This is a genomic window from Streptomyces sp. NPDC006430 (assembly GCF_040612395.1).
Classification (GTDB): domain Bacteria; phylum Actinomycetota; class Actinomycetes; order Streptomycetales; family Streptomycetaceae; genus Streptomyces.
In genome coordinates, this window is sequence record NZ_JBEXQA010000012.1 from 108,553 (window position 1) to 133,884 (window position 25,332).

The following is a 25,332-nucleotide window of genomic DNA, read 5'->3' on the forward strand; positions in this document are numbered from 1 at the left end:
CTGAACTGAACTGTATGGTTCATTCAGTTGCCCGCCGAGCAGAAAGCCTGAGAGCCATGACGCGCTGGATCGACGACTGGGACCCCGAGGACGAGGACTTCTGGCAACGCTCCGGCCGGAAGACCGCCCGCCGCAACCTGCTCCTCTCGGTCCTCTCCGAGCACATCGGCTTCTCCGTGTGGAGCATGTGGTCCGTCCTGGTCCTCTTCATGTCGCCGCAGATCGGCCTGGGCTTCACGCCCTCCCAGAAGTTCCTGCTCGTCGTCGTCCCCACCCTGGTCGGCGCCGCACTGCGCCTGCCCTACAGCTACGCCGTCACCCGCTTCGGCGGCCGCAACTGGACGGTCTTCGCCTCCGCGATCCTCCTCGTCCCCGCCCTCGCCGCGCTCTTCTTCGTACAGCGCCCCGGCACCCCGCTCTGGGTGTTCCTGCTGGTCGGCGCGGCCGGCGGCGTCGGCGGCGGCAACTTCGCCTCCTCGATGACCAACATCACCGCCCTCTACCCCCAGCGCCTCCAGGGCTGGGCCCTCGGCATCAACGCCGGCGGCGGGAACCTCGGAGTGGCCGCCGTCCAACTGATCGGCCTGCTCGTCATCGCCACCGCGGGCAGCACCCACCCCGCCTACGTCATCGCCGGCTACCTCCCGCTGATCGCGCTGACCTCGCTCCTCGCCGCCCTGAAGATGGACAACTTCACCGCGGTGCGCAGCGCCCCCGGCGCCCAACGCGAAGCCGCCCGCACCGCGCACACCTGGTGGATCTCCCTCCTCTACATCGGCACCTTCGGCTCGTTCATCGGCTACGGCTTCGCCTTCGGGCTGGTGCTGCAGAGCCAGTTCGGCGCCACCCCGCTCGAATCGGCCCAGTACACCTTCCTCGGACCGCTGCTCGGCTCGCTGTTCCGGCCCGTCGGCGGGCTGCTGTCCGACCGGTGGGGCGGCGCCAAGGTCACCCTCGCGACGTTCTGCGCGATGGCCGCGGGCACCGGAGTGCTGCTCCTCGCCTCGGCGCAGGGCTCGTACGCCCTCTTCATCGCCGGCTTCACCGCCCTGTTCGTCCTGACCGGCATCGGCAACGGCTCGACGTACAAGATGATCCCGGCCGTGTTCGCCCGGCAGGCGGAGGAATCCGTCACCTCCGGCCACGACGCGACGGCCGCCTTCGCCCGGGCCCGCCGGCTCTCCGGAGCGGTGATCGGCATCGCCGGCGCGGTCGGCGCCCTCGGCGGGGTCGCGGTCAACCTGGTCTTCCGCAGCGCCTACGGCGGCGCCTCGAAATCCGGTGAGGGCGCGTTCCTCGCCTTCCTCGGCTTCTACCTCGTGTGCATCCTGGTCACCTGGGCGGTCTACCTCCGCACGCGCCCGGCCACCGAGACCGCCACCGAGCAGCGCACCCTCGCCGAGGCCTCCCGTGGCTGAGACGGCCCGGGCGGCCGGCCCCGACCCGACCGAAGTCGCCACCCACTGCCCGTACTGCGCCCTGCAGTGCGGCACCCGGCTCGCCCGCGAGGAAGGCCGCACGGTCGTGCGGCCGTCGGCGGACTTCCCGGTGAACTGGGGCGGGTTGTGCCAGAAGGGCTGGACGGCGCCCGCGCTGCTCGACACCCCCGGACGGCTCACCCGGCCCCTGGTCCGCGGGGACGACGGCCGGCTCGCCCCCACCACCTGGGAGGCCGCCCTCGACACGATCGCCGCCCGACTGCGGCAGATCCGCACCGTGCACGGGCCCGACGCGGTCGGCGTGTTCGGCGGGGGCGGGCTCACCAACGAAAAGGCCTACCAGCTCGGCAAGTTCGCCCGCGTCGCCCTCGGCACCAGCCAGATCGACTACAACGGCCGGTTCTGCATGTCCTCGGCGGCAGCCGCCGGTTCGGCCGCCTTCGGACTCGACCGCGGGCTGCCGTTCCCCGTCACCGACCTCGGCGACGCCGACGTGATCCTGCTCGCCGGAGCCAACCCGGCCGAGACGATGCCGCCACTGATGCGCCACCTGAACCGGGCACAGCTGATCGTCATCGACCCGCGCCGCACCCCCACGGCCGAGGGAGCCGCCCTGCACCTCCAGCCGACCCCCGGCACGGATCTCGCACTGGCCCTGGGCCTGTTCCACCTCGCGGTCGTCGAGGGCCACGCGGACCGGGGCTACGTGTCCCGGCGGACCACCGGCTTCGACGCCGCCTGGGCACGGGCCGCCGCCTGGTGGCCGGAGCGGGTGGAACGGGTCACCGGCGTCCCGGTCGCCGACATGCGCGAGGCGGTCCGACTGCTGGCCGCCGCGCAGCGGGCGTACGTCCTGACCGGGCGCGGCGCCGAACAGCACAGCAAGGGCACCGACACGGTCGCCGCGTTCATCAACCTCGCCCTCTCCCTCGGCCTGCCCGGCCGCGAGGGCAGCGGCTACGGCTGCCTCACCGGACAGGGCAACGGCCAGGGCGGGCGCGAACACGGCCAGAAGGCCGACCAACTGCCCGGCTACCGCATGCTGACCGACCCCGCCGCACGCGCCCACGTCGCCGCGGTGTGGGGGGTGGAGCCCGACGCACTGCCGGGCCCCGGCCGCAGCGCCTACGAACTCCTCGACGCGCTCGGCACCGACGGCGGACCGCGCGCCCTGTTGGTCTTCGGCTCGAACCCGGTGGTCTCCGCGCCGCACGCGGCCCGGATCGGCGAGCGGCTGGGCTCCCTGGACCTGCTCGTCGTGGCCGACTTCGTCCCGTCCGAGACCGCACGGATCGCGGACGTCGTCCTCCCCGTCACCCAATGGGCCGAGGAGGAGGGCACGATGACCAACCTCGAAGGCCGGGTGCTGCGCCGTCGACGGCTGCTCACCCCGCCCGGCGAGGCGCGCAGCGACCTGGACGTGCTGCACGGCCTCGCGGTACGGCTCGGCCAGCCCGGCGAGCGCTTCGCGACCGCACCGCGCGAGGTCTTCGAGGAACTGCGCCGGGCCTCGCGCGGTGGGCGCGCCGACTACTCCGGGATCAGCTACGACCGGCTCGACGCGGGCGAGGCCCTGCACTGGCCCTGCCCCGAGACCGGCGAAGGCCACGAGCCGCACCCCGGCACCCCGCGGCTGTTCCTCGACGCCTTCGCACACCCGGACGGGCTGGCCCGCTTCGCGGAGGTCGAGCACCGCGACGGCGCCGAAACGCCCGACGCCGCGTTCCCGCTGTACGCCACCACCGGGCGGGTGCTCGCCCAGTACCAGTCCGGCGCACAGACCCGCCGGGTCCCGGAACTGACCGCTGCCGCCCCGGAGGCGTTCGTGGAGGTCCACCCCGACACGGCCGAACGGCACGGGCTGCGCGAGGGCGCGACGGCCCGGGTCAGTTCGGCCCGCGGCAGCACCGTGGCACGGGTTCGACTGGTCCCCTCGCTGCGGACCGACACGGTGTTCCTGCCGTTCCACTTCGCCGGGGCGGGCCGGGCCAACCTGATCACCAGTCCCGCACTCGACCCGCGCAGCAAGATGCCCGAGTTCAAGGTCTGCGCGGTACGGATCGAACCCGCAGCGGCGGTGCAGCGGTGAACGCGGGCGAGGTCCTGGTGATCGGTGCCGGACCCAGCGCACAGAGGTTCGTGGAACGACTGCACCACCACGGCCACCGGGGCGGCGTGAGCGTACTCGGCGCCGAACCGCACGCCCCCTACCACCGGGCGCTGCTGACCTCCGTCCTGGACGGCACCCTGGCGCCCGCCGCCCTCGCCCTTCCCACGCCGCCCGCGGGCACCCGCCTGCACACCGGGGTCACCGTGACCCGGATCGACCGCGCTCGCCGCCTCGCACACGCCGACGACGGCTCCGTACACCCCTACGACACCCTGGTCCTGGCCACTGGAGCCCGGCCGGCCGTCCCCCGGATACCAGGCCTCCCTCGCCTTACCGGCCTCGCCGCCGCCGACGGCGTGGCGGCACTGCGCACCCTCGCCGACGCCGAGCGGTGCGCCGCGGCGGCCCCCGGCTCCGCGGTGGTGCTGGGCGGTGGCCCGCTCGCAGTGGAAGCGGCCACCGCGCTGCGCCGGGCGGGCCACGAAGTGGCCCTCGTCCACCGCGGGCCGCACCCCCTGGACCGACACCTCGACGCCACCGCGGGCGCGCTGCTCGGCCGCCGCCTCCAGGACCTCGGGGTGGAGTTCCACCCCGGCCGCACGGCTGCCCAGTACTGCCCCGGCAAGCTCACCCTCGACGACGGTCTGGTGCTCGCGGCCGACACCCTGCTGCTGTGCACCGGCGCCGTCCCCGAAACCGGGCTCGCCCGCCGGGCCGGACTCACCGTCCGCACCGGCGTGGTCGTGGACGAGCTGCTGCGCACCGACGACCCGCACATCCACGCCATCGGCGACTGCGCCGAGCACCCGGGAGACGCTGCCGGTCACCTCGAACCCGCCTGGGAGCAAGCGGAATCACTGGCTAGGCAGCTCACCGGCGCCCCGGTACTGCACCGCGGCACCCGCCAGATCACCCGGCTGCGGGTGCCCGGCACCGACCTCGTCCGACTGGGGCGGGGCGGACCGGCCCCCGAGGGCGCCGAGGTGGTCGCCTTCGCCGACCCGGCACGCGGCCGGTACGCCCGCCTCACCCTGCACGGGCAGCGGATCACGGACGCCGTCCTGCTCGGGCTGCCGCGGGCGATCGCCGCCGCGAGCCGGCTCTACGAGCGCGACCTACCGGTACCGGCCGGACGGCTGGAATTCCTCCTCGGCATCGCACCGGCCGCACCGGACACCGACGAGCTGCCGGACGACGCGGTGGTCTGCCGCTGCAACAACGTCACCAAGCACGCCCTCACCGAGGCCTGCCGGGCCGGCGCCGCCGACCTGGCACAGGTCGCCGCGGCGACCCGCGCCACCACGGGCTGCGGCGGTTGCACGGACGCGGTACGCACCCTGTGCCACCTGCGCCCGGCGGGCGCAGGGGACGGGGCGGACGGCCCGAGCGGCTCGCCCGACAACGGGGCCGGCACGTCCCAAGACCCGGCCGGGACGGACGAGGAGTCGGCCCGGACGGCCGGGGGCGGCGGTGGCGCGGCCCAGCAGTGGGGCGGCACGCCCCGGAACCCCGTCGGCGCGGCCGACGACCACGGCTGCACGACCGAGGACCAGGGCGGACGCACGCCCGGAAGGAGTGGGGAACGATGATCCGCACACTCGTCGTCGCCGGGTACGGCATGGCCGGGCACCGGCTCGTGGAGGAGCTGCGCTCCCTCGACACCGCCGGGTCCTGGCGGGTCGTCGTGCTGGCGGAGGAACCGCATCCGGCGTACGACCGGGTCGCGCTGTCCTCGTACCTCGACGGCAGGAGCGCCGCGGACCTCGCGCTGGCCGATCCCGGTTTCCTCGACGATCCGCTGCTGGAGCTGCACCTGAGCACCGGGGTGAGATCCGTGGACCGTGCGGCGCACACGGTGACCACCACCTCCGGTGACACGGTCGGCTACGACGCGCTGGTGCTGGCCACCGGGTCGCGGCCGTTCGTCCCGCCGGTGCCGGGGCACGACCTGGCCGGCTGCTTCGGCTACCGCTCGCTCGGCGACCTCGACGCGATCCGGGCCGCCGCCGTGCCGGGCCGGCCCGGCGTGGTCATCGGCGGCGGGCTGCTCGGCCTGGAGGCCGCGAACGCGCTGCGACTGCTCGGCATGGAGCCGCACGTGGTGGAACTCGCCCCGCGGCTGATGCCGTTGCAGGTGGACACGGCGGGCGGCGGGGTCCTCGGGCGGCGGGTGGAGGAGCGGGGGCTGCGGATCCACTGCGGTGTGGCGACGGCGGCGGTCGAGGCGGGAGCGGACGGCCGGGTGGCCTCGGTGGTGCTGGCGGACGGCAGCACCCTCGACGCGTCCGTCGTGGTGTTCTCGGCGGGTGTGCGTCCGCGGGACGAACTCGCGGGCCCGGCGGGCCTGGCCACGGGCGGGCGCGGCGGGTTCCTCGTCGACGAGCTGTGCCGTACGCAGGACGAGCGGATCTGGGCGATCGGCGAGTGCGCGGCCGTGTCGGGACGCTGCCACGGACTGGCCGCACCCGGGTACCGGATGGCGGCCTCGGTGGCCCGGCAGCTCCTGGGCCTGGGCGGAGAGCCGTTCGGGGAGGCGGACCTGTCCACCCGGCTCAAGCTGCTCGGAGTGGAGGTGGCGAGCTTCGGTGACGCTCATGCGAGCGCCGTAGGGGCGGTGGAGTTCAGCCGCCTGGACGGGGCGGCGGGAACCTACGCGAAGCTCGTGCTGGACGCGGACTGCCGCACCCTGCTCGGCGGCATCCTGGTCGGTGACGCCCGGGCCTACGGCGAGCTGCGGCCGTACGTCGGGCGGGCCCTGCCTGCGGCGGGACACCGCCTGCTGGCCGCCGCGGGCTGAGTGCCGGAGTCACGGGAACGCCGCCCTTCGGGTTCCCGGGGACCCGAAGGGCGGCGCGGCCGTACGGCGGTGCGGTGCGTCAGGCGTTTTCGAGGGCGCGGCCCTCGGAGTCGGACGGACCGGAGCCCTGCACGTCGGCTCCGCCGGCCGCGGTGGCCGCGGCCTTCGCGGCCCTGGCCTTGCGCGAGCTGGAGAAGCGGCGCGTGATCGGCGCCTCCACCCAGGCGTACAGCGCCCAGGACAGCAGGACCGCGACCACGATCTGGGCGGCGATCAGCCCGATGCCGGCCGGGGTCGAGAAGAGCCGGTCGCCCAGCAGGTCCCGGGAGTAGGCCAGGACGATGTAGTGGAGCAGGTAGAAGGCGAACGAGATCTCGCCGAGCCAGATCATGAACCGGTTGTTGAAGGGCGTCGGCTTGTTCTCCGCGTCACGCGTGGCGACGGCAGCGATCAGCAGCACGATCGGGACCAGGGTCACCGAGCGCTGCGCGTACAGGTGCTCCACGTTCATGGCGACCCCGTAGCTGACGGCCAGCAGCAGCGCCGACCAGGTCGTGCCTATGTTGCGCCAGCGGCCCGACATCACGGCGCGGGCGACCAGGATGCCGAGGGCGAAGTCGAGCAGTCGGACGGGCGGCAGGACGTACGCGAACCAGTACTGCACGGTCGAAGTGCCGTCCGCGCCGGGCATCTGCATGCCGCCGCCCGGAATGACCGCGTAGGTCAGCGTCGGCGTGAGGAAGATGGCGGCGACGGTGCCGGCGATCCAGAACTTCAGCCGGGACGGCTCGATCTTCTTGATCAGCAGGAACAGCAACGGGAAGGCGAGGTAGAAGATCGCCTCCGCGCCCAGGGACCAGCTGGGCGGGTCCACGCTGAAGTTGGTGGCGAAGTCGGGCACCCACACCTGCACCATGAGCAGGTTGACCACAGCCTGCCAGGGCTTCGTCATGACGGCCGCGAACGTGAGCAGCGCGAGCGCCCACGTGATCACGTAGTTCGGGTAGATCTTGACGAAGCGGCGGCGCCAGAAGGCGCGCATCGTGTCCTTGTCGCGGGCCGACCAGGTCAGTACGAAGCCGCTGAGCACGAAGAAGAACGTGACGCCGAGGGCGCCGGCCTGCGAGGCGTACTTGGCGAACGCGTCGTTCGCCGCGTCGTCCTCGAAGAGCCGGATCCACGGGACGCCGAGGGACGCGTGGAAGAAGAAGACCAGGAGGGCCGCGGGGAAGCGGAGTCCGGTCAGCGAGGGGAGCCGTGGAGGCCTCGAAGGTCTGGAACTGACCGTTCCGTTCATGGGCATGACAACGCTGCTCCTTTGCGAGTGACGGGAAGGACAGGAGGACTGCGCGTACGCGGGTCCGGACCGCGTCGAAGACGACGGCCGCGGCCCGGACCCGGAAGGTGGTTCAGTCGCGGATGACGGTCTTGGTGCGCATCAGGAACTCGCCGAGGTAGCCGTCGTGCGGAACGCCGGGCCGGATCCAGTAGGTCGGGTGGTCGCCCAGGTAGACGTTGCTGATGGTGGGTTCCTGGAGCAGCGCGTCGATCAGCGCCTCGTCCTCGGTGAAGGCGGTCAGCACCAGCGAGTTGCGCAGCGGCCCGATCCCGTCGGCGGGCGACCACGGGGCCACCCACACGCAGGGGAAGGGAAGTTCGATGCCGGCCTGCTCCGCGTCCGGTCGGTCCAACTGGTGCACGGCGGGGCGCAGCACGGCGCTTCCGTCGCCGAGCTCTTCCACGATGCCGTCTCCCCCGAGGTGCGCCGTGGTCCCGGCCGCCTTGGCGAGCAGGAACCCCTCGATCGCGCGGGCCCCCTCCACCGGCTGCACCGCCAGGACAGCCTTCTCGTCCTCCGGGGGCAGGCTGGGAATCGTGGCCAGGCGATCGGCGATGGCCCGCGCGAGCGGCGCCGGGTCGCCGTCGACGAGCACGGTGGTGGCGTTGATGCAGGCCACACCGCCCTGGTGGCTGATGGAGTCCACGATGGTGTCGAGGTGGTCGCGCCAGTCGACACCGGCCGGGACCAGCATCTTGGAGCGGCCCGGTCCCTGCGGCAGCACGTTGGTGCCCGCGTACTTGCGGACGACGTCGTCGCCGCCGTAGACGAGGCCGTAGTCGGCGCTGCGCAGGATCTCGTCCGCCGCCTCGTAGTCCGTGGGCAGCAGCACGACCTGGTCGGTGCCGAAGCCCGCGGCCCGCAGCGCGGAGATCAGCCGGTGCGGGGTGAACGGCTCGCGACGCGAGGGCCGCACCGCGACCCGGTAGCCGAGGGCGAGGGCCTCGACCCACAACGAGTGCGGGCCGGGGTGGTTGCCCGCCGCGTGCACCGCGAACACGTCGCCGCGGCGGGTCCACACGGCGCTTCCCGTACGGGTCTGCTCGGCGCGCCAGTCGTCCACGGCTCCGGTCGGCCGGGCCTGGTACGCGGCGAACCGGGACTGCTCGGTGGCCTCGATGATGGCGGCGGTCGCGGCCCGCACCACGGCGAGGGGCACGCCGGACACCCGGGCGACCGTGTGCTCGTACTCGGCGAAGGACAGCCCGTCGATGACCTCCTCGGCGAAGATCTTCCCGGCGCGGGCCAGCGCCGCCGTCCGCTCGTCGGCCGGCATCGAGTCGGCCTTGCGCAGGGCGTCCATGGCGCGTGACACGAACAGCTTCGGAACCAGGCTGAGTTCGGCGACGGGGGCGCCCGTCACATCGGTGACGGTGGTGCGCTTGCGCGCGCGGAACGGTCCGGCGGGCCCGAGCGCGTCGAGCGTGATCAGGCCGGCATTCATTAATAGACCCCTTCGATGACGGTCTCGTTGTCGAACTCCTGGACCGGCGCGATGTCCGCCACGGAATCCCCGAGCTGCCAGACGCCTTCGGGGGCGGGCACCCGGGTCGCGTAGTCGCGTTCGAGGTTGTTCGGCATGAACAGGCTCTTGCTGATGTGGTGCATGACGACCTGGCCGCGCTCGCCGTACGGGACGGTCTCGCGGGTCTCGGGATCGACCACGTCGAAGATCATGTGGGGGGAGAACGGGTCGTAGACGCACGGGTCGTCGTCGGACAGGCCCGGGCGCTCGCTGGCGTTGCCCAGGATCATCGTGGAGCCGTAGCCGCTGTACAGGTGGGCCTTGGGGAAGACCTCCGTGCGGTACAGGTAGCGGGTGTCGGCGTCCATCTGGGTGCCGACCCAGTTGATCGCCTTGACCTTCTCGTCGATGAGCTTGGCGAGGTCCTCGCGGCGCGCGAGGCGCTCCAGGATCGGCGGCGTGCACATCAGGACGCCGATGTCCTGGGTCTGGAGCAGGAAGGCGACCTGGTCGACGATGTGCTCGGCGTACGCGCCGGCCTCGGCGCCCTTGCCGTCGGAGATGAGCTTCTTGACCCATCGCGGGTCGAGGTCGACCGTGAAAGCGAGGCCGCCGCGGAAGGCGGTCTGCCGCTTGATCACGTCACCGACCATGTGGGGTCCGGTCGGCGCGACGACCAGCCAGTTCACGTTCTGCGGGACACCGTGGCGGTCCAGCTGGGCGCTGCTCCAGGTGAGCAGCCGGTCCAGCCACTCCTGGAGCAGCACGATGCGCTTGGGGGCGCCGGTGGTGCCGCCGCTCTCGTAGACGCCCACGACGTCGGGGTTCTCCCCGTAGCCGCGGGGGATGAGGTCCTCGGCCCGGACGTGGCGCAGTTCGTTGGCGAGGTTGGGGAACCTGTTCAGGTCGGCGAATCCGCCGATGTCCTTCACGGGATCGAATCCGAGAGTTCCTGCGCGTTCCAGCCAGAACGGCGAACCCGTTTCCGGGGAGAAATGCCACCGCAGGGCGGCGCGCAGGAATTCGTCGGGGTCCGGCTGGGTGTCGAGTGGAAATTCCAGCAAGGGATCAACGATGGACACAATGCTCCTTCCGGGTACGGAGTAACGCCGTACTCTTCGCATCGTGCTCCGGGCCCGAGGAGCCGGTCCACGTCATTCGGGTGAGTCCGTCAACTGTCTGTGTCAGGTCAGCTGAATCCCGATGGTCCGATTCACGCCACCGAGTGCGGGAGTTCGTCGAGCACGATGTCGAAGTGGGTTCGGTAGGCGGCGAGAACGGCCTCGTCGCCCTCCAGCTTTTCGATCGTGCGGGCCCCGTCCTCGATCCTGACCAGGCGCTTTCCCTTGAGCGTGACCCGGCCGCCTTCGAGGGGCAACGAGCAGAACAGCTCCTGGAGGAACGGCGAGTCCGGGCAGCTGCGCCACCACCACAGCGTGGGCCCGAAGTCGTCGAGGCGGCAGGGGCGGTCGTCGATCCGGTAGAGCGCGGCACCGTCCAGGGACACGTCGAAACCGCCGGCGTCCGCCGCACCGACGCGGTACTCCCCGTGCGGGTCCTGCTGCACGTCAGAGGTGTCGAAGCACAGCGGGTGGCGGCTGTTGCGACCGAATCCGGCGTCCACCAACCAGGTCTCGTCCAGGGTCACCCGCAGCGCCAGGTGGCACATCGCCGGACCCAAGCCGTCCGGCCGGTACACCCGGCCCGGCAGGACCTCGACCCGGTACCCGAGCGCTTCCAGCAGGACCGCGAAGGCCGAGTTCACCTCGTAGCAGCCGCCGCCGCGCCGCTGTCGCACGATCTTGTCGACGGCCTGCTCGCCGAGGTGGATCTCGCGGTCGAGGTGGTAGTCGATGTTTTCGAAGGGAACCGAGAGGACATGCCGCTCCTGAAGGTGGCGCAGACCTTCCAGATCGGCTTTCTCGGGCCTAGTCGCGCCAATCCGATCGAGGTATTCGGCCACTCCTGCTTCGTCCAGCATCTCATTCTCCTCGGCGGTTCGAACCCGGCAGCGTACGCCGAATGAAAATACACGGCCACCCGTTCTCCCCAACGCGATCTGACGGACCATGCGGCACCTGACAAAGTGCGCTGTCACTTGTTGCAGGGTTCTTGCGCGGTTACCAGCATCGGATGGTCCAGAGTCATCCGACGCGGCGCATTCGGTCCGAATGGGCACTGTGGAGTCGGCGTGACTGACCGCTGTCGATGACGATGGAGAACCCACGGCAATGTCCACCTCAGCCGCCCACCGCCCTTCGCCGGAAAACGATGCCGCAGCCGCAGCCGGATCGGTGCTCGCGCACACCAGCGCCGGCCTGATCGCCGGGGAGCGCTCCGGGCGGCTGTCCGTCTTCCGCGGCGTCCCCTACGCCGCCCCGCCGGTCGGCGACCTGCGCTTCGCCTCGCCCCGGCCGCCCGTCCCGTGGAGCGGGGTGCGCGACGCCCGCGCCTTCGCGCCCGAGTCCCTCCAGCCGATCATCCCCGGCAGCGGCGAGGACTCCCTGTACGCCAACGTCTGGACGCCCGCCCCGGCCGGCGCCACGGACGCCGCCGACGGCGCTGCGGACGACATCGCGGACCGCGCCAAGCCGGTGCTGGTCTACATCCACGGCGGCGGCTGGATGGTCGGCGGCGGCAGCCTGCCCGTCTACGACGGGGCCCGCCTCGCCGACCGCGGCGACCTCGTCGTCGTCACCTTCAACTACCGTCTCGGCGCCCTCGGTTTCGGCCTCCACGAGGAGTTCACGGACCCGGACACCGGCGACTTCGCCAACTGGGGCCTCCAGGACCAGGCGGCGCTGCTGCGCTGGGTCCACGAGAACGCGGCGGCCTTCGGCGGCGACCCCGGCAACATCACGGTCGCCGGCACCTCCGCCGGCGGGGCGAGCGCCTGGCAGCTCGCGCTCCTGCCCGAGCTGCGCGGCATCATCCGCAAGATCGTCCCCATCAGCGCGTGCCACGTGTGGGAGCCCGCCACCTCGCTGTCCCCCGCCGACTCCCGCCAGGCGTACGCGTCCCTCGCGCGCCGGCTCGGCACGACGGTACCGGGCCTGCGGGAGGTGCCCGCCACCGCCCTGATGGACGCCTGGGAGGAACTGTTCGGCGGGCTGCCCGGCGAGCGCGAGGTCGGCAGCGGTCGCGAGTTCCGCGGCCCGGTCGTCGACGGCCGCTGGATGAGCGCCTTCGACTACGAACTACCCACCCCCGACGTGCCGGTGCTGGCCGTCCACACCCGGACCGAGGGCTCGTTCTACACCGGCCCCTGCCCCCCGCAGCCCACCCCCACCCCGCGGCCCACCGACGAGGCCGAGCTGCGCGAAGCCGTGCGCGGCGTCCTGGAGAAGGGGATGGACAAGGTCCCGTACGAGCTGACCGACGCCTGCATAGCCGCCTACCGCGAGGTGGCCGAGGCCGACGGGCTGCCGCAGGACCCGCTGTCGCTGTGGACCGAGATCTGGGGCGACGCGCTGTTCCGCTACCAGATCGTGCGGCTCTCCGAGCGGCACGCCCGGCACGGCCGCACGCCCCAGTACGTCATGGAGTTCGCGTACCCCGTGCGGGCCCCCCACCACGGCACCCCGCACGAGGCGACCTCACCCTTCCTGTTCGGCACGTACGCCGACCCCGCGGCCGTCTCCGCCACCTACCCGGTGCCGCAGACCACCCCGCTGTTCCACGACGGACCGCACGAGCGCGCCGTCTCCGACACCTTCATGGACCTGGTGGCCGCCTTCGCCCGCGACGACGTGCCCACCGGTCCCGGTGCACCCGCGTGGCCGGTCTTCGATCCCGAGCACCCCAGCACGCTGGTCCTCGGTGGTGAGCGGGTCGCGGAGATCGCCACCACGTCGAAGCTGCGGCAGCTGCGGTTCTGGGACGAGTCCGGCTGGGTCCCGCGCACCTGACCTGCCCCGCCGCCCCGCCACCTCCCGCAGGGCGGCACCCGCCCCCAGAGACACGAATGAGGTTCTCGTCATGGCAACACTCGAAACGTCCGCCGAGACCGCCGCACCGGCGGAAACGGCGGAGGAACGCACCTCCCTGAAGAGCTGGTTCGCCGTCATCTCCGTCGCCGTCGGCATCTTCACCCTCGTCACCGCCGAGCAGCTGCCCATCGGCCTGCTCACCTCGGTCGGCGGCGCCCTGCACGTCTCCGAGGGCACGGCCGGCCTCATGGTGACGGTGCCCGGTCTCGTCGCCGCGCTGTCCGCACCGCTGATCCCGGTGGTCGTCGGCCGCATGGACCGCCGCTTCCTGCTCGTCGGCCTGATGACCGTGATGGCGGTCGCCAACCTGGTCACCGTCCTCGCGCCCAACTTCGGCGTCCTGCTCGCGTCCCGCGTGCTGGTCGGCGTCACCATCGGCGGTTTCTGGGCCGTCGCGGGCGGGCTCGCCTTCCGGCTGGTGCAGCCGGCAGCGATCCCCCGGGCCACCGCGCTCATCTTCGGCGGCGTCGCCGCCGCCAACGTCCTCGGCGTACCGACCGGCACCCTGATCGGCGGTCTGGCCGGCTGGCGCACCGCCTTCGCCACGCTCGGTGTCCTGGCCTTCGCGGTCCTCGTCGCCCTGCTGGCGCTGCTGCCCTCGCTGCCCGCCACCCGGCCGGTCAGCGTGCGCGAGCTGTTCGGCCAGTTCGCCAACCGCGGCGTGCGGGCCGGCATCATCGCCACCGCCCTCATCGTCACCGGTCACCTGGCCGCGTACACCTACGTCAGCCCGATGCTCCAGCAGGTCTCCGGCATCGACGAGGACCTGATCAGCGTGCTGCTGCTGGGCTTCGGCGTCGCCGGCATCATCGGCAACTTCGTCGCCGGCGCGGCCGTCGCGAAGAACCTGGGCCGCACCATGGCCGTCATCATCGTCGCGCTGGCCGCCGCCATGCTGCTCTTCCCCCTCCTCGGCAAGAGCCAGGCCGGCGGCATCGCCCTACTGGTCCTGTGGGGCCTGGCCTTCGGCGGTGTCTCCGTCAGCCTCCAGACCTGGATGCTCACGTCCGCACCCGACGCCATGGAGGCCGCCTCGGCCCTGTGGGTGTCCGTCTTCAACCTGGCCATCGCGCTCGGCGCGCTGGTCGGCGGTCTGATCGTCGACCAGGTAGAGCTGATCACCGTGGCCTGGCTGGGCGGCGTCGTGGTGCTGCTCACCGCGTGCACGCTCCCGAGCCTGCGCAACGCCGGCAAGGCCGGCAAGACCGCCCAATGAGCACCCCGTTAGAGAAGGGAACGTCCTCCGTGACCACCACCGTCGTGACCACCGACGACCTCGCCGCGCTCGGAGCACAGCTGCGCGGACCGCTGCTGCTGCCCGGAACCGATGCGTACAAGGAGGAGACGCTCGGCTTCAACCGGATCCTGCCGGACAGCCGGCCCGCCGCCGTGGTCGTGGTCGACGGCACCGCCGACATCCTCGCCTGCGTGCGCTTCGCCGCCCGGCACGGCATCGCGGTCGCGGTCCAGGCCACCGGGCACGGCGTCTCCCGGCCCGCCGACGGCGCCCTGCTGATCAACACCCGCAACCTCGACGGCGTACGGATCGACCCCCGGACCCGCACCGCGCGCATCGAGCCCGGCGTCCAGTGGAGCCGGGTCATCGAGGAGGCCGCGGCCTTCGGTCTGGCCCCGCTCAACGGCGCCTCCCCCGGCGTCGGCGTGGTCTCGTACACCCTCGGCGGCGGCCTCGGCCCGCTCGGCCGCTCGTACGGATACTGCGCCGACCACGTGAAGAGCATCGACCTCGTCACCGCGGACGGCGAACTGCGGCTGGTGTCCCCCGAGGAGCACCCGGACCTGTTCTGGGCGCTGCGCGGCGGCAAGGGCAACTTCGGCGTGGTCACCTCCCTCGAAATCGGCCTCTTCCCCGTCGCACGGCTCTACGGCGGCGGGCTGTTCCTGCCCGGCGAACACATCGACGAGATCCTGCGCACCTGGCGCGACTGGACGCGGACGGTCCCCGACCGGATGCAGTCCTCCCTCGCCGTGATGCGCTTCCCCGACATCGACGTCCTGCCGGAGCCGGTCCGGGGCCGCTTCCTCGCGCACGTCCGGATCGCCTTCAACGGCCCGGTCGAGGAGGGCGAGGAGCTGGTGCGCCCGCTCCGGGAGATCGTCCCGGCCGTCCTCGACACCGTCGCGGACATGCCGTACACGCGGGTCGCGGACATCAACATGGACCCGACCGTGCCGGCCGTCTACTACGAGCGTTCCACCCGGATCCGGGAGCTCGACGACGCGGCGATCGACACCCTGCTGCCGCTGATCAAGGAGGGCGTGGACGGCGTGCGCCCCGGCGTCGAGCTGCGCCACCTGGGCGGGGCGCTCGGTCGGGAGCCGGAACACGCCAACGCCCTGCCGCACCGCGAGACGGCGTACACGCTGTTCGCCGGTGCGCCCGTGTGGCCCGAACACATCCAGGACGTACGGGAGTTCCAGGAGCGGCTGATCGAGACGATGGCCCCCTGGCGCATCGGCGGCCCGTTCCTCAGCTTCATCAGCGCCCTGGAGAGCACGCCCGAGCACCTGCGGTCGGCGTACGACGAGGAGACGTACGCCCGGCTCGTCGCGGTCAAGGACGCGTACGACCCGCAGAACCTGTTCCGGGTGAACCACAACATCCCGCCGACCGGGTGGCCGTCCCGATGAGAGAGGGCCCGATGACACAGACGACCGAGGAGACGACGAAGACCATGCTCAGCGATGCGATGGTGGACGCCTACCTGGAGCGCATCGGCGCGCGTCGGCCCGAGAAGGCCGACCTCCACGCGCTGCGGCACCTCCAGGAGCGCCACGTGCTGTCGGTGCCCTTCGAGAACATCGATTACCACGTCGAAGGCGCCGAACTGAGCCTGGAGCGGGACTTCCTCCACGACAAGATCGTCACCCGGAGGCGCGGCGGCGGCTGCTACGAGCTGAACCCGTCCTTCGGGCACCTGCTGGAGGCGCTCGGCTTCTCCGTGGAGATCCTCGCCGGCCAGGTCTTCCTCGGCGGCGACTTCGGCGCCCCGCTGTGCCACCTGGCGCTGCGCGTGCGCGTGGACGACCGGGACTGGCTGGTCGACGTGGGCTTCGGCAAGGGCAGCCGGTTCCCGCTGGACGCCGGCTCGGCAGAGGTCCAGAAGGACCCGCACGGTGACTTCCAGGTGGTCCGCTCCGAAGAGGGCTTCGTCCAGATCCACTTGAACGGGGACATCCAGTACCGGCTCGACGAGCGGCCGGTGCGGATCGAGGACTTCTACCCGACCCTGTGGTGGTACCGCACGGCGCCGGACTCGGTGTTCCTGCACAACCTCATCGCCACGATCCAGAACGAGACCGGCCGGGTCACGATCAACGGCCGGGAGATGATGCGCACGGACCAGGACGGCACCACGACGACCGTGCTCGCGGACGACGCGGCCCTGCGCGCGGCGTACGAGGAGCACTTCGGCATCGCCATCGACCCCACCGCCATGCCGAAGCAGCCGGACATCGACCCGGCCGTCCGCATCATCATGCAGATCGACTGATTCCTTTTCCTTTGATATTCCGGCCCCGTGCCGCACGTCATCCCGTGCGGCACGGGGCCATTTCTTTCCTAATCGGCCACATCGACCGCATCGAGCCGACCTGACGGATCGACACCTGGTCCATACCTCCCGCGAATGCGCGGCCCCATCATAGGAAATGAAGCCGCCGCGTCAGTCGCCGGCCCGGTATTCCCATCCAATTCAATTCCTTGGGAGAGACTCACATGCGTAAGAGCACCCGTATCAAGGTCGGCGTTCTCGCCGGTGTCGCCGCGCTGGCCACCGCCACGGCCGTCACGGGTCCGGCGTCCGCGGCCGTCGAGGGCGGCAGCACCTGCTACACCCTGCCGGGCAGCTGGAAGGTCGTGGACGACAACACCCACGAGACCTTCCTCGGCAGCTACTACGGCAGCTCCTCCGCCACCGCCGGCGTCGTCAACTTCACCTCGCCGAACAACACCACCACCGCCTCGCACGGCGAGTGGAGGCAGACCGGCTGCGGCACCTACTCCGACACCGACGTCGCCTTCCTGATCGGCGCGGACGGCAAGGCCTCTTCCACCATCACCTTCAAGGCCAACATCACGGTGACGGGCCGGAACACCGCCAACTTCGACTTCGCCTTCACGATCAACGGCCTGGACGGTTCGTACGTCACCAGCGGCGCCTCCACCGGCAAGGCCACCCGCATCGCCGTCCAGCCCCGCTGACCCCCGCTGCACCCCTTCCCCTCCAGCGGCCCCCGTACGGGCCCGGCGATCCCCCCGCCGGGCCCGTACGGTCTTTTCGGCGCGCGGCGTCCGACGCGGCGGCGGGCCCGCACGACGCAGCGGGGCCCGTGGCACGCGCACCGGCTGGGTGCGCGCCACGGGCCCCGCGGCGGTGACGGGTGGACCAGGATCAGGAGGCGGCCCCGGACGGCGCCGCCGACGGCGCCGGCAGCGCCGCGACGACCACGGCGACCTCGTCGTCCGTCAGCTCGATCTCGAACTCCTTGTCCAGCAGCTCGCGGACCTCATCGTCCACCACGTCCCGAACCTCGACGGTGCCGTCCGCGCGGGTCAGCGTGAGCGTGCGGTGGTTCAGGTTGAGCCGCCGGTCCTCCGCGATCCGCTCCAGGAAGACCCGTCCGGTGAACGGCGAGCTGGAGTGCGTGGAGATGAAGTAGTTCGCCACCACGCAGTCGATGTGGTGGTGCCCCTCCGTGGCGTACCAGTACAGGGGGAACCAGTCGTCCTCCCGCTTCAACGAGAGCACCCACTCCTTGTCCGTGCCCTGCACCCGAGCCAGCCGGTACACCCAGCCGGCCTGGTCCGAAACGGTCCCGTCGCCGACCAGGATCGGCTCCAGCGGGCCCTCGTCGCCGAAGCCGACATCGGCGAGGTACGTCTGATCGCCGACGGCCACGCTCAGGACCAGGTGGGTCCGGGGCAGCGGCTTGGGGGCGTCCAGGAGGGGCCGCGCGTACAGGCGCGTGACCTCGTACCCGAGGCGCTCCAGCAGGACGGCGAAGAGCATGTTGTGCTCGTAGCAGTACCCGCCGCGCCTGCTGCGCAGGAGCTTGTCCTGCATGGCGTCCACGTCGAGGTCGATGCCCCGGCCCAGCAGGATGTCGAGGTTCTCGAACGGGATCGTCAGGGCGTGCGCCCGGTGCAGCCGGCGCAGGGTCTCCGCGTCCGGCTCCAGCGGCCCGGTGACGCCCAGGCGGGTGAGGTACGCCTGGACGTCGAGGCGGTCGGCCTGCCACTGGGCGGCGCTGCCGATGGGCTTCACGTTCAGCCCTTCTTCTCGCTGTCGAGCATGGCCATGCCCTCGGCGTCGAAGCGCGTACCGGCGACCTCGTCGGCGGGGACGGCGCGCTCGATCTCGGCGACGTCCTCGGCGGTCAGGTCGAGGGAGAGGGCGCCGAGCGCCTCGGTGAGCTGGTCGCGGCGGCGGGAGCCGACGACGGGGACGATGTCGACGCCCTGGGCCATGGCCCAGCCGATCGCGAGCTGCGAGGTGGTGACGCCCTTGGCCTCGGCCACCTTGCCCAGGGCCGCGACCAGCTGGAGGTTGCGGTCGAGGTTCTCGCCGCTGAAGCGCGGGAAGTTGCTGCGGCCGTCGTCGGAGGCGGTGGCGCGCTGGTGGTTCCAACGGCCGGACAGCAGGCCGCGGGCGAGCACGCCGTACGCGGTGATGGCGGTGCCGAGCTCGCGCGCGGTCGGCAGGATCTCGTCCTCGATGGAGCGGGAGAGCAGCGAGTACTCGATCTGGAGGTCGGAGATGGGGTGCACGGCGGAGGCCCGGCGCAGGGTCTCGGCACCGATCTCGGAAAGGCCGATGTGCCGGACGTGGCCGGCATCCACCATCTCCTTGATGGCGCCGATGGTCTCCTCGATCGGCACCGAGGGGTCGAGGCGCGCGGGGCGGTAGACGTCCACGTAGTCGGTCCCGAGCCGCTGCAGGGTCTGGGCGAGGGAGTTCTTCACGGCCTCGGGGCGGCAGTCGACGCCGAGGATGCCGCCGGACGGGTCGCGCAGGACACCGAACTTGACGCTCAGGGTGAGCTGCTCGCGGTCGTGGCTCTGCAGCACCTCCCGCAGGAGGAGCTCGTTGTGGCCGCTGCCGTAGAAGTCGCCGGTGTCGAGGAGGGTGATCCCGGCGTCGATGGCGGCGTGCGCGGTGGCGACGCCCTCGGCCCGGTCGGCGGGGCCGTAGAAGTCGGACATGGACATCAGGCCAAGGCCGAGAGCGGAAACCTCAGGGCCGGCCGAACCAAGTGATCGCAGCTGAGTCATATACCCCAGCATTGAACAGCCGTCTGTGGCGCAAAAGTCATTCCGTGGCGCTCTGTCAGGTCGTGAACGGCCGAATATCGACGGGGAATTGCCTTTACAACCGACGCCCCTCGTCCAGATCATGGAATGCATGACAGAAACCATGCGCACGGTCCGCCAGGACTCCCTGGGCGGCATTGAAGTCCTGAACTTGACGGATTCTCCGCTCCCGATTATCGGCGCCACCGAAATTCTGGTAAAGACCCACGCCGCCGGCGTGAACCCCATCGACTGGAAAATCCGTGCATTCGGACTGTGGATGAGCCCGCCCTTCGGCGTCGGCTGGGACGTCTCCGGTGTCGTGGTGGCGGTCGCCCCCGGCGAGAACCGCTTCAAGGTCGGCGACGAGGTCTTCGGCCTCCCGTCGTTCCCGCACGAGGCCGCCGGGTACTCGGAGTACGTCGCCGCGCCCGCACGGCACTTCGCGCGCAAGCCGGCCCACCTCGACCACGTCTCCACGGCCGCCCTGCCGCTGGCCGGTTCGACCGCCTGGCAGGCCCTGGTGGACGGCGCGGACATCCAGCCGGGCCAGCGGGTGCTGGTCCACGCGGCGGCCGGCGGCGTGGGCCACCTGGCCGTCCAGATCGCCAAGGCCCGTGGCGCGTACGTCATCGGCACGGCGAGCGCGGCCAAGCACGAGCTGCTGCGCGAGCTGGGCGCCGACGAGCTGATCGACTACACGGCGCAGGACTTCGGCGACGCCGTCCGGGACGTGGACGTGGTCCTGGACCTGATCGGCGGCGACTACGAGGACCGCTCCCTGCGCACCCTGCGCCCGGGCGGCCTCTACATCGGCGTGACCAACCCCCTCGCCCTTGAGGAGATCACGGCGAAGGCCACCGCCGCGGGCGTCCGTGCCATCACGGTCAACGTGGCCCCCGACCACGTGGTCCTGGAGGAACTGGCCGCCCTCGCGGACGCCGGCCAGCTCCGCCCGCTGATCGCCGAGACCTTCCCCCTCCAGGACGTCCGCAAGGCCCACGAACTGGGCGAGTCCAACCACACGACCGGCAAGATCGTCCTCACGGTCTGACCGGTCCGCAGCACCTGCTTCGCACACGGGGCGGTGGGGGCACGGATTCCCGTGCCCCCACCGCCCCGGCCGTTCCAGGGTCCCCCGCGGTCAGCCGATCGTCAGCGCGTCGAGGTACGAGCGGACGTTGCGGCGGGTCTCGGGGGCGCTCCCGCTCAGGCTCCGGACCCGAAGTCGTACGCCTCGTGCAGCCAGGCCACCTTGTCGTACATGTCGTCGTCCGACAGCGAGGCCAGCATCGTGTTCCGCTCGATCCGCGCGTCGCCCGCCGCGTGGTAGAGCTGGCGGCCCATCTCGCGCGCCACCAGCTGCACCCGCCCGGTGCGCTCGCGCCGCGCCGCGTTGTACTTCTCCAGCCGCTGCTCGAAATCGGCCGGGCAGCCGTCCAGCAGTCCGCTCAGCATCACCGCGTCCTCGACGGCCTGGCAGGCACCCTGGGCGGCGTACTGGAGCATCGGGTGCGCGGCGTCACCGAGGAGCGCGACCCGGCCCTCGGTCCAGCGGTCGATCGGGTCGCGGTCGCACAGCACCCAGGCCTTCCAGTCCCGGCCCAGCTCCAGCAGCCTCCGTGCTGCACCCGAGAGTTCGGGGAAGGAGTTCAGCACGTGGTCGTCCTCGGCGGGCACGCCCGCCACGGCCTCCGTCGCACCGTCGTCCCGGGTCGCGGCCAGGTTGAAGTGCTCGCCGCCCGCGATCGGGTAGTGGACGAAGTGCCACTTGGGGCCGGCCCACAGGGTGACGGTGTTCCACCGCAGTTCCTCGGGCACCTCCTCCATCGGGATCACCGCCCGGTAGATGGTGTGACCGGAGACCCGCGGGGCCCCGTCGCCGACCATCTGCTGCCGGATGGCGGAGTGCAGGCCGTCGGCGCCGATCAGGGCGTCCCCGGTGATGCGTCGGCCGTCGGCGAGGACGGCGCAGACCGCGCCCGCCTTCTGCTCGTACGCGACCACGTGGTGGCGGCCCAGCAGCTCGACGCCGGGGTGGCGGCGTGCGGCTTCGAGCAGCGGCAGGTACAGGTCCACGCGGTGGACCACGGCGTACGGGTTGCCGAAGCGGCCCCGGTACTTCTCCTTCACCGGCATCGCGGCGACCTTCTCGCCGGTCGTGCCGTCCATGAAGCGCAGTTCGTCGATGAAGACGGCACGGTCGCGGACCGCCTGGCCCACGCCCAGCAGGTCGAGCGCGTGGAAGGCGTTCGGGCCGAGCTGGATGCCGGCGCCGACCTCCGTGAAGACGTCCCTGCGCTCCAGGACGGTGACCTGGTGTCCACGCTTCGCGAGCCCGAGCGCCGCGGCGAGGCCACCGATGCCACCGCCGGCGATGAGTATGTCGGCCATGGGTGTCTCACATCCCTTTCGTTGTCAGTGACTGTTGGTGCTCGATCGGTGGGCCGGGAAGAGCCGTTCCAGTTCGGCGTGGAAACCGGGGAAGGTCTTGCCGACACAGGTCGGGTCGTCGAGCGTGATGCCGGGGACGCACAGGCCCAACACCGAGAACGCCATGGCGATCCGGTGGTCCCGGCGGCAGGCGATCCGGGCCGCCGCGGGGCGGCCCGGGTGAACGGTGAGCCGGTCCGGTCCGGATTCGGTGCGGAGCCCGAGGGCCCGCAGGTTCTCCTCGACCGCGTCGATCCGGTCGGACTCCTTGAGCCGTGCGTGACCGATGCCGTGCACGGTGATGGGCGCGTCGGCGAGCGGGGCCACCGCGGCCAGGGTCATGAAGGTGTCGGAGATGTCGCCCATGTCGATGGCGAAACCGCCGCGCAGCGGCCCGGTGCCGGTGACGGTGGTCGCCCCGTCGGTGATCTCCACCCGGGCGCCGGCCCGGCGCAGCACCTCCACGAAGCCGAGGTCGCCCTGGACGCTGCCCCGGCCGAGGCCGGGGACGGTGACGCTGGTCCCGGTGACGGCCGCCGCCGCGAAGACGTACGAGGCGGTGGAGGCGTCGGGTTCCACGTCGAGTTCGGCGGCCCGGTAGCCGCCGGGCAGCACCTGGATCGCACCGCCCTCGAACTCGTCGACGTACGCGCCGAAGTGGCGCATCAGCTCCTGGGTCATGGTGATGTACGGGCGGCTGACCAGCCCCTCGCCGCGTACGGTCAACGGCTGCCGCATGAGCGGCCCGGCCATCAGCAGCCCGGTGAGGTACTGACTGCTGAGCGAGGCGTCCACGGTCAGCTCGCCACCGGTCAGGCCGCGGGCGGCGACGGTCAGCGGCAGTCCCCCGACGGGCTCGGTCACCCGGGCGTCCGCGCCGAGCCGGCCGAGCGCGTCGGCCAGGGGCCGCAGCGGACGGGCCCGCAGCTGGTCGGTGCCGTCGAAGGTGAACTCGCCCGCGCCGGTGGCGGCGAACGGCGGCAGGAACCGGGCGGCGGTACCCGCGTCCTCGCACCACACCGTGCCGCCCGCGGTCGGGGCGCGCCCGGTGCCGGTGACCTTCCAGCCGTCGTCGCCCTCTTCCACCCGGACCCCGAAGCCGGTCAGGGCCTCCCGGAAGGCGATCGTGTCCTCGCTGACCAGCGGGGCCCGCAGCAACGAGACGCCGTCGGCCGCGGCGGCCAGGAGCAACGCGCGGTTCGTGATGCTCTTGGAACCGGGGATGCGGGCGGTCAGTACGGGCCCGGTCACGCGCGCTCCCGCTGTCCGGCCCGGGCCAGGCTGGCCCGGGCGGTGGCGGCGACCCGCTCGGCGGTGAAGCCGTGCTGTTCGTGGAGCGCGGGGTGGGGGGCGCCGGCGCCGAACTGGTCGAGTCTGACCGGGATTCCGGCGTCGCCGAGCAGTTCGTACCAGCCGAGTGCCGATCCGGCCTCCACCGACACCCGGGCCCGGACGCTTCGCGGCAGCACGTGCTCGCGGTACTCCGGGCCCTGCTCCTGGAAACACTCCAGGCAGGGCATCGACACCACGCGGGCGGCGATGCCCTCGCGCGCCAGGAGGGTGCGGGCGTCGAGGGCGACGTGCACTTCGCCGCCGGTGCCGATCAGCACCACCTCGGGGGTGCCGCCCTCGGCCTCGGCCAGGACGTAGCCGCCGCGGGCGGCGTCCTCGGCGGGTTGGACGTACCGGGTCAGGGTGGTGTGCCCGCAGGACGGTCCGGGGCGGTCGCGGTGGGATCGGCCCGGCTGGCCGGGGTCGTGCCGCAGCAGCCGCTGGAAGAGCAGGTGGGCGGCCGGCGCCGGACTCATGGCGGTAGCCGGGTGACCGTGACCCGCGGCCTCGACGGCGTCGACGGCCGGGGCGCGCGCGGGGTCCACGGCGCGCCGGTCGAAGTCGCCCGGCTCGAAGGGACGGGGGGATGTCTGCATGGGACTGGTCACCGCTCTCTCAGGGCTCCTCTGCTCGGCCGCTCTGCGGGGGTCGACCGGTCGGCGGGGGTCGACCGGTCGGCGGGCGTCGACCGGGGGCCGATCACTCGCTGGTCTTGCGGTCGAGCACGAGGTCGTGGCCGACGATGTACGCGGCCGCGTCGGAGGCGAGCCAGACCACGGTGTCGGCGATCTCCTCGACGCTGGCTCCCCGGCCGAGGGGGCAGGGGCTGATGGCGTTGATGCGGATGGAGCGGCCGATGTACTCGCGGGCCGCGGTCCGGGTCAGGGCGCTGACGGCGGCCGTTGACGCGGCGTACGCGCCGAGGCCGGGGAGCATGCCCTGGGAGCCGATGTTGCTGGCGGTGTTGACGATGACGCCGCCGCCGGCCGTCTCCATGTGGGCGATCTCGTGCTTCATGGAGAGCCAGACACCGGTGAGGTTGGCGGTCAGCGTGTGGGCCCAGACCGTCTCGTCGATGTCGGCGACGGGCTGGTGCGGGCCCAGCTCCGTGGTGTTGTTGAAGGCCACGTTCAGGGCGCCGTGGCGGCGTACGGTCTCGGCGACGACATACCCGGCGCCGGCCTCGGCGCCGGCCGCCGTGTCCGATACGTCGGCGACCACGCTGTCGGCCCGCCCGCCCGCGTCGCGGATCAGTTTGACCGTTCCTTCGAGCGTCTCCAGGTGGCGGCCCGCGACCACCACCAGCGCGCCGAGCCGGGCGAAGGCAACCGCCGCTGCCCGGCCGATGCCTTCGCCTCCTCCGGTGACGAGGACGACCTGGCCGTCGAACCGTTCAGACATCAGCGTTCTCCTGATTCTCCGCATCGGATTTACCGGGAAGGCGCTCTGTGGAACGCCACCAACCAACCGTCACCCTGCAAGAAAGCAGACCCCGCGGGGCAGTGCCCCCGGCTCACTTCGTCAGGTCATGTGGGCATCTGACGTAATGCCCTTCCCAGCTTTGACACCACTGTTCTTCCGACCGATGCTGCACGCCGGCCCAGCGGCGGAAAAGGGAGAACAATGCTGACGCTTTCGTGGACCCGTCCGGTCGTCAATGCAGGTCAAGGCAGGTGTCCGACCCCCACGAGGGAGAGTCTCTGGCAGGCACTGCTCCACAAGGCGGAGTTCCCCACCGGCTATGTTCCGGCCATTACGGAATGCCGGATCATCGCGCGCTACACGGATGGTTTTCTCCGGGAAATTCGGCGCGGCGAGCTGACCTTCCTCCAACGGGTCACCCCGCAGGAGAGCGCCGGCCGGATTACCTACCGACATCTGAACGACACCGACATCGCGGAGATACGCAATGAGATCGGAGAGGACGAGGACGGCCGGCTCACCCTCACGCTGAGCATCACCCTGACCGACCGACCGGTGGCCGCGATCCTGGCGCAGAACACCTACCTGCGCGACCTGGACAGCGATTTCCACGGCACGCTGGACGCGATGACGGAGGTCCTGCACCGGGTCATGACGAGGAGTGCCTGAGGGTGGCGCACGACGACGGCCCCC

General features: G+C 71.8%; 21 protein-coding genes. 11 read left to right on the top strand and 10 right to left on the bottom strand.

Features of this window, described 5'->3' with window-relative positions; genetic code table 11:
* Positions 1-56: 56 nt before the first annotated feature.
* The 4 genes from ABZZ20_RS19645 to ABZZ20_RS19660 are packed head-to-tail and all read left to right on the top strand — an operon-like array spanning position 57 to position 6,346.
* Entirely contained in the window at positions 57-1,418 is a 1,362-nt protein-coding gene (locus tag ABZZ20_RS19645; RefSeq protein ID WP_356871119.1) for a nitrate/nitrite transporter, read from the top strand.
* A complete protein-coding gene (locus ABZZ20_RS19650; RefSeq protein ID WP_356871121.1) occupies positions 1,411-3,528 on the top strand; it encodes a molybdopterin oxidoreductase family protein in 2,118 nt (705 codons plus the stop codon). The genes ABZZ20_RS19645 and ABZZ20_RS19650 overlap by 8 nt, the downstream gene beginning before the upstream one ends.
* Positions 3,525-5,138: an FAD-dependent oxidoreductase gene (locus tag ABZZ20_RS19655; protein ID WP_356871123.1), complete on the top strand. Its 1,614-nt coding sequence runs from the start codon at positions 3,525-3,527 to the stop codon at positions 5,136-5,138. The genes ABZZ20_RS19650 and ABZZ20_RS19655 overlap by 4 nt, the downstream gene beginning before the upstream one ends.
* The gene (locus ABZZ20_RS19660; RefSeq protein WP_356871125.1) at positions 5,135-6,346 is read left to right on the top strand and encodes an FAD-dependent oxidoreductase; all 1,212 of its coding nucleotides are present in this window, start codon (positions 5,135-5,137) and stop codon (positions 6,344-6,346) included. Before ABZZ20_RS19655 ends, ABZZ20_RS19660 begins: the two co-directional genes overlap by 4 nt.
* Before the next feature lie 79 nt (positions 6,347-6,425).
* Here the strand turns inward: ABZZ20_RS19660 and ABZZ20_RS19665 are convergent, their stop codons facing one another.
* The 4 genes from ABZZ20_RS19665 to ABZZ20_RS19680 all read right to left on the bottom strand — a co-directional run bounded on the left by ABZZ20_RS19665 (position 6,426) and on the right by ABZZ20_RS19680 (position 11,131).
* A complete protein-coding gene (locus ABZZ20_RS19665; protein WP_356871127.1) occupies positions 6,426-7,649 on the bottom strand; it encodes an acyltransferase in 1,224 nt (407 codons plus the stop codon).
* Positions 7,650-7,755: 106 nt separating this feature from the next.
* Positions 7,756-9,129: an aldehyde dehydrogenase family protein gene (locus ABZZ20_RS19670; protein ID WP_356871129.1), complete on the bottom strand. Its 1,374-nt coding sequence runs from the start codon at positions 9,127-9,129 to the stop codon at positions 7,756-7,758.
* Positions 9,129-10,232 (bottom strand): AMP-binding protein, encoded by a 1,104-nt coding sequence (locus ABZZ20_RS19675; protein ID WP_356871131.1) that lies wholly within the window; start codon positions 10,230-10,232, stop codon positions 9,129-9,131. Before ABZZ20_RS19675 ends, ABZZ20_RS19670 begins: the two co-directional genes overlap by 1 nt.
* 131 nt (positions 10,233-10,363) lie before the next feature.
* A complete protein-coding gene (locus ABZZ20_RS19680) occupies positions 10,364-11,131 on the bottom strand; it encodes an arylamine N-acetyltransferase (RefSeq protein ID WP_356871133.1) in 768 nt (255 codons plus the stop codon).
* 250 nt (positions 11,132-11,381) lie between these two features.
* Here ABZZ20_RS19680 and ABZZ20_RS19685 point away from each other — a divergent pair, with 250 nt between their 5' ends.
* The 5 genes from ABZZ20_RS19685 (at position 11,382) to ABZZ20_RS19705 (ending at position 17,364) form a co-directional block, all read left to right on the top strand.
* Positions 11,382-13,058 (top strand): carboxylesterase family protein, encoded by a 1,677-nt coding sequence (locus ABZZ20_RS19685; RefSeq protein WP_356871135.1) that lies wholly within the window; start codon positions 11,382-11,384, stop codon positions 13,056-13,058.
* Between the two features lie 70 nt (positions 13,059-13,128).
* A complete protein-coding gene (locus tag ABZZ20_RS19690) occupies positions 13,129-14,355 on the top strand; it encodes an MFS transporter (RefSeq protein ID WP_356871137.1) in 1,227 nt (408 codons plus the stop codon).
* Positions 14,356-14,384: 29 nt separating this feature from the next.
* Positions 14,385-15,791, top strand: a complete 1,407-nt coding sequence (locus ABZZ20_RS19695; RefSeq protein WP_356871139.1) for an FAD-binding oxidoreductase — start codon at positions 14,385-14,387, stop codon at positions 15,789-15,791.
* Between the two features lie 11 nt (positions 15,792-15,802).
* Positions 15,803-16,654 (top strand): arylamine N-acetyltransferase, encoded by an 852-nt coding sequence (locus tag ABZZ20_RS19700; RefSeq protein ID WP_356871141.1) that lies wholly within the window; start codon positions 15,803-15,805, stop codon positions 16,652-16,654.
* Positions 16,655-16,878: 224 nt separating this feature from the next.
* The gene (locus ABZZ20_RS19705; protein WP_356871143.1) at positions 16,879-17,364 is read left to right on the top strand and encodes a hypothetical protein; all 486 of its coding nucleotides are present in this window, start codon (positions 16,879-16,881) and stop codon (positions 17,362-17,364) included.
* 190 nt (positions 17,365-17,554) lie between these two features.
* Here the strand turns inward: ABZZ20_RS19705 and ABZZ20_RS19710 are convergent, their stop codons facing one another.
* Both ABZZ20_RS19710 and ABZZ20_RS19715 read right to left on the bottom strand, forming a co-directional pair.
* Positions 17,555-18,427 (bottom strand): arylamine N-acetyltransferase, encoded by an 873-nt coding sequence (locus ABZZ20_RS19710; RefSeq protein WP_356871145.1) that lies wholly within the window; start codon positions 18,425-18,427, stop codon positions 17,555-17,557.
* Positions 18,428-18,429: 2 nt separating this feature from the next.
* Positions 18,430-19,434, bottom strand: a complete 1,005-nt coding sequence (locus ABZZ20_RS19715; RefSeq protein WP_356871147.1) for an aldo/keto reductase — start codon at positions 19,432-19,434, stop codon at positions 18,430-18,432.
* A 130-nt stretch (positions 19,435-19,564) separates the two neighbouring features.
* Here ABZZ20_RS19715 and ABZZ20_RS19720 point away from each other — a divergent pair, with 130 nt between their 5' ends.
* Complete coding sequence (locus ABZZ20_RS19720; protein WP_356871149.1) at positions 19,565-20,506, top strand: NADP-dependent oxidoreductase; 942 nt, start codon at positions 19,565-19,567, stop codon at positions 20,504-20,506.
* 155 nt (positions 20,507-20,661) lie between these two features.
* Here ABZZ20_RS19720 and ABZZ20_RS19725 read toward each other — a convergent pair whose 3' ends face one another.
* The 4 genes from ABZZ20_RS19725 to ABZZ20_RS19740 all read right to left on the bottom strand — a co-directional run bounded on the left by ABZZ20_RS19725 (position 20,662) and on the right by ABZZ20_RS19740 (position 24,618).
* Positions 20,662-21,846 carry a 3-hydroxybenzoate 6-monooxygenase gene (locus ABZZ20_RS19725; RefSeq protein WP_356871151.1) on the bottom strand — a complete coding sequence of 395 codons (1,185 nt, stop codon included), beginning with the start codon at positions 21,844-21,846 and terminating at the stop codon, positions 20,662-20,664.
* Positions 21,847-21,870: 24 nt separating this feature from the next.
* Positions 21,871-23,136 carry a 3-phosphoshikimate 1-carboxyvinyltransferase gene (aroA, locus tag ABZZ20_RS19730; RefSeq protein ID WP_356871153.1) on the bottom strand — a complete coding sequence of 422 codons (1,266 nt, stop codon included), beginning with the start codon at positions 23,134-23,136 and terminating at the stop codon, positions 21,871-21,873.
* Positions 23,133-23,813: a transketolase C-terminal domain-containing protein gene (locus ABZZ20_RS19735; RefSeq protein ID WP_356871155.1), complete on the bottom strand. Its 681-nt coding sequence runs from the start codon at positions 23,811-23,813 to the stop codon at positions 23,133-23,135. Before ABZZ20_RS19735 ends, aroA begins: the two co-directional genes overlap by 4 nt.
* Positions 23,814-23,916: 103 nt before the next feature.
* Positions 23,917-24,618, bottom strand: a complete 702-nt coding sequence (locus ABZZ20_RS19740) for an SDR family oxidoreductase (RefSeq protein ID WP_356871157.1) — start codon at positions 24,616-24,618, stop codon at positions 23,917-23,919.
* 222 nt (positions 24,619-24,840) lie between these two features.
* Between ABZZ20_RS19740 and ABZZ20_RS19745 the strand changes: the two genes are divergently transcribed.
* A complete protein-coding gene (locus ABZZ20_RS19745; RefSeq protein WP_356871159.1) occupies positions 24,841-25,308 on the top strand; it encodes an AtaL-like protein in 468 nt (155 codons plus the stop codon).
* Positions 25,309-25,332: the final 24 nt, after the last annotated feature.

What these genes read in the sequence shown, in the direction of transcription:
- ABZZ20_RS19740 (WP_356871157.1), bottom strand. Translation starts at nt 24,618, where the DNA reads ATGTCTGAACGGTTCGACGGCCAGGTCGTCCTCGTCACCGGAGGAGGC.
- ABZZ20_RS19680 (WP_356871133.1), bottom strand. Translation starts at nt 11,131, where the DNA reads ATGCTGGACGAAGCAGGAGTGGCCGAATACCTCGATCGGATTGGCGCG.
- ABZZ20_RS19725 (WP_356871151.1), bottom strand. Translation starts at nt 21,846, where the DNA reads ATGGCCGACATACTCATCGCCGGCGGTGGCATCGGTGGCCTCGCCGCG.
- ABZZ20_RS19735 (WP_356871155.1), bottom strand. Translation starts at nt 23,813, where the DNA reads ATGCAGACATCCCCCCGTCCCTTCGAGCCGGGCGACTTCGACCGGCGC.
- ABZZ20_RS19705 (WP_356871143.1), top strand. Translation starts at nt 16,879, where the DNA reads ATGCGTAAGAGCACCCGTATCAAGGTCGGCGTTCTCGCCGGTGTCGCC.
- ABZZ20_RS19745 (WP_356871159.1), top strand. Translation starts at nt 24,841, where the DNA reads ATGCTGACGCTTTCGTGGACCCGTCCGGTCGTCAATGCAGGTCAAGGC.
- ABZZ20_RS19720 (WP_356871149.1), top strand. Translation starts at nt 19,565, where the DNA reads ATGACAGAAACCATGCGCACGGTCCGCCAGGACTCCCTGGGCGGCATT.
- ABZZ20_RS19685 (WP_356871135.1), top strand. Translation starts at nt 11,382, where the DNA reads ATGTCCACCTCAGCCGCCCACCGCCCTTCGCCGGAAAACGATGCCGCA.
- ABZZ20_RS19690 (WP_356871137.1), top strand. Translation starts at nt 13,129, where the DNA reads ATGGCAACACTCGAAACGTCCGCCGAGACCGCCGCACCGGCGGAAACG.
- ABZZ20_RS19670 (WP_356871129.1), bottom strand. Translation starts at nt 9,129, where the DNA reads ATGAATGCCGGCCTGATCACGCTCGACGCGCTCGGGCCCGCCGGACCG.
- ABZZ20_RS19715 (WP_356871147.1), bottom strand. Translation starts at nt 19,434, where the DNA reads ATGACTCAGCTGCGATCACTTGGTTCGGCCGGCCCTGAGGTTTCCGCT.
- ABZZ20_RS19700 (WP_356871141.1), top strand. Translation starts at nt 15,803, where the DNA reads ATGACACAGACGACCGAGGAGACGACGAAGACCATGCTCAGCGATGCG.
- ABZZ20_RS19665 (WP_356871127.1), bottom strand. Translation starts at nt 7,649, where the DNA reads ATGCCCATGAACGGAACGGTCAGTTCCAGACCTTCGAGGCCTCCACGG.
- ABZZ20_RS19660 (WP_356871125.1), top strand. Translation starts at nt 5,135, where the DNA reads ATGATCCGCACACTCGTCGTCGCCGGGTACGGCATGGCCGGGCACCGG.
- ABZZ20_RS19645 (WP_356871119.1), top strand. Translation starts at nt 57, where the DNA reads ATGACGCGCTGGATCGACGACTGGGACCCCGAGGACGAGGACTTCTGG.